We start from the raw sequence: 2866 nt of genomic DNA, 5'->3' as shown, positions 1-2866 counted from the left end.
CCTGCCGCCATGGGGTAGTGCAACTGAGTGAAGCGCGCGAAGGCAAGCGTCTGGCGCGCTGGCGGGACATCATCATTGCCGCCTGTGAGCAAAGTGGCGCCACGACCATTCCTGAGCTGGCCCCGCCGGTCGCTTTGGAGGCGGCATGGGGCGCCGTGCGGGGAGCCGCTTTTGTGCTGGATCCGGGGGAGGGCGAGCGATTTGCTGGCATCGCCCCTCCGGGGCCGGAAATTACCCTGCTCAGTGGCCCTGAGGGTGGGTTGGCAGCGGAGGAGGTGGCCGCCGCGCGGGTCCACGGTTTTCGCTTGTTGCGCATGGGACCACGCATCCTGCGCGCGGAGACCGCCGCCATCGCCGCCATCGCCGTCGCCCAGGCGTTGTGGGGCGACCTTTGAGTCGCCCCCGTCAGATCCAGCCTGTCTTCTTGAAATGTCGATAAAGATAAATGGCGCAACTGGCCATGATGAGCAACGCCAGCGGGTAACCGAATTTCCAGTGTAATTCCGGCATGTACTTAAAGTTCATGCCCCAGATGCCCGTAAAAATGGTGGTGAGCACCAGGATGGCACCCCAGGCGGCGAGCTTTTTGTTGACTTCCCCGTGGTCAATGGTGATGAGGGAGAGATTCACCTGAATGGCGGTGGAAATGGTGTCGCGCATGGAGTCCAACTGGCTGTTGAGCAGCATGATGTGATCATGGACATCGCGGAAGTAGTTTTCGGCATCGCCCACCAGCGCCGGAACCCGACCCCCGTAGAGTTTGCTGAAACCATCGGCCAGGGGCAGGAGGGCGTGACGCAGCACGTTGACCTTGTATTTAATCTCGTAGAGCCGCTCCATGTTTTTGCGGGTTTCCTGATTATGAAACATGGCGGTTTCCAGTTGTTCCAGTTCATCATCCAGGGCATCTACCACGGGGAAGAAGAGATCCACAACGGCGTCCGAAAGGGCATACATCACATAGACAGAGCCATATTTGAGCAGATGCGGTTCCCGTTCCGCGCGCTCGCGCACCCCCAGTAAGGTCTGTTCGCAGTTCTGGCGTACCGAAAGCACGAAATCGGGTCCGACAAAAATGCTGATCTGACCGATATGCACCTTCCCGCCATGGTAGGCAGGCACTTGCAGGTAGACAAAAAGGTGCTCGTCATACTCCTCGACCTTGGGCCGCTGTATCCCGTTAAGGACATCCTCTACAGCCAGTTCATGCAGCCCGAACTGCTCCTGCATGGCGCGCAATTCTTCTTCGTTGGCGTCTTGCAGCGCCACCCAGACAAAGTTATCGGGCTGGTGTAAGTGCGCTGAAATCTCTTCGAGAGGAATATCCGCTTGTTTGCGGCCATCGTTATACACTACGCAGTTGATGAGCATCCGTTCAGTCCTCAGATGGGAATGATCCGCCTTAAAAAACAGGCCGGAGATATAAGCCCTGTTTTCATGATACTACGCATCAGACCTGCGGTTACACCCGTGCCCCGCACAGGTAGGCTCCCTGCCGGAATAGTCAGTTCGCGGTGGTTGACAGGGCGGGCGGCAGGATAGAACATCGAAGCTGATTAATTTTGGGAATCTCAGCATGGAAATTTTATTGGCGAATCCGCGTGGATTTTGCGCCGGAGTCAATCGCGCGATCCAGATCGTCGATCGTGCGTTGGAGCTTTTTGGCGCGCCCATCTATGTGCGGCATGAGGTCGTTCACAACCGTCATGTCGTCGAAGATCTGCGCGCCCGTGGCGCCATTTTTGTCGAAGAGCTGGATGAAGTGCCGGACGCGGCGACGGTGATCTTCAGCGCCCATGGCGTGCCCATCATGGTCCGCCAGAATGCGGCGGCAAGAGGGCTGAGCGTCTTTGATGCCACCTGCCCACTGGTGACCAAGGTGCATATGGAGGTCAAGAAATACAGTCGGGACGGCATGGAGATGGTGCTCATTGGTCACGCCGGACATCCGGAGGTGGAGGGCACCATGGGGCAGGTCGCGGAAGGCATGATGTATCTGGTTTCCAATGTCGCCGATGTGGCGGTTCTGGCGCCCCGCAACCCGGAGCGGCTCGCTTACATTACCCAGACGACCTTGAGCATGGACGACACCGCTGAAGTGATTCTTGCCCTGCGTGCACGCTTCCCGCTGATTGAAGGGCCGAAGAAAGACGATATTTGCTATGCGACCCAGAACCGGCAGGATGCGGTGAAGTTGCTGGCGCCCGGCGTCGATATTCTGCTGGTGGTGGGCGCCCCGAACAGCTCCAACTCCAGCCGCTTGGCGGAATTGGGTACTCGGCTGGGGACACCGACGCATCTCATTGAGGATGCGCAACAGCTGCGCCGTGAATGGTTTGACGGTGTGGAGAAAATCGGCATCAGTGCCGGAGCGTCGGCACCGGAAAGCCTGGTACAGGAGATTATCGACACCCTCCAGAGCTGGGGCGCGCAGATTCCGAAAGAGACGCCTGGTGTAGAGGAGAAAGTCACCTTCAGTCTGCCCTTGGCACTGGTGCAGGCGCAGACGCGGCGGGAAAACGCCTCCTGACACTGGTTGTCCCGCTTCCGGGCGAACTGGTGTACGTTAGCGCCGATCCGGGAGCGGGTCCGTTGTCTCTGTTCCAGTGATCTCATCAGCATGAAGGATGCGCGGGGCCAGTTCCACGGGTTCTATGGCGGGCATTTCTTTGTTATCCGGCGCGGCCTTGAGGTCACGGAATTTGCGCGCCGAGATCAGTACACGGCCCTCCAGTGATCCGGTCGCTTTGTTGTAAGCTTCTACCGCCTGGCCCAACCCCTTGCCTACCCGCGTCCAGTGACCCGCCAACGTGCTCAGGCGATCATAGAGTTCTTTGCCAAGATCACTGATCGCCCGGGCGTTCTC

At 58.7% G+C, this 2866-nt stretch carries 4 protein-coding genes; 2 read left to right on the top strand and 2 right to left on the bottom strand.

Features of this window, described 5'->3' with window-relative positions; genetic code table 11:
• On the top strand, positions 1-395 hold a 395-nt coding region (locus tag HF921_RS13115; protein WP_215893993.1), incomplete at its 5' end, for an RsmE family RNA methyltransferase.
• 10 nt (positions 396-405) lie between these two features.
• Here HF921_RS13115 and corA read toward each other — a convergent pair.
• Entirely contained in the window at positions 406-1371 is a 966-nt protein-coding gene (gene corA, locus HF921_RS13110; protein WP_064219147.1) for a magnesium/cobalt transporter CorA, read from the bottom strand.
• A 205-nt stretch (positions 1372-1576) separates the two neighbouring features.
• Between corA and ispH the strand changes: the two genes are divergently transcribed.
• On the top strand, positions 1577-2530 hold the full coding sequence (gene ispH / locus HF921_RS13105) for a 4-hydroxy-3-methylbut-2-enyl diphosphate reductase (RefSeq protein WP_064219146.1): 954 nt from the start codon (positions 1577-1579) through the stop codon (positions 2528-2530).
• 36 nt (positions 2531-2566) lie between these two features.
• Here ispH and rmuC read toward each other — a convergent pair.
• Positions 2567-2866: DNA recombination protein RmuC (rmuC, locus tag HF921_RS13100; protein WP_215893992.1), on the bottom strand; the 300-nt coding region annotated here is incomplete at its 5' end.

The sequence above is a fragment of the Acidithiobacillus ferriphilus genome (assembly GCF_018854775.1).
GTDB lineage: Bacteria > Pseudomonadota > Gammaproteobacteria > Acidithiobacillales > Acidithiobacillaceae > Acidithiobacillus > Acidithiobacillus ferriphilus.
The sequence above is the reverse complement of the archived record's forward strand: the minus strand, read 5'-3'. Positions and strand labels throughout refer to the sequence as shown.

Coding starts and splice junctions, on each gene's coding strand:
- corA (WP_064219147.1), bottom strand. CDS start 1,371: ATGCTCATCAACTGCGTAGTGTATAACGATGGCCGCAAACAAGCGGAT.
- ispH (WP_064219146.1), top strand. CDS start 1,577: ATGGAAATTTTATTGGCGAATCCGCGTGGATTTTGCGCCGGAGTCAAT.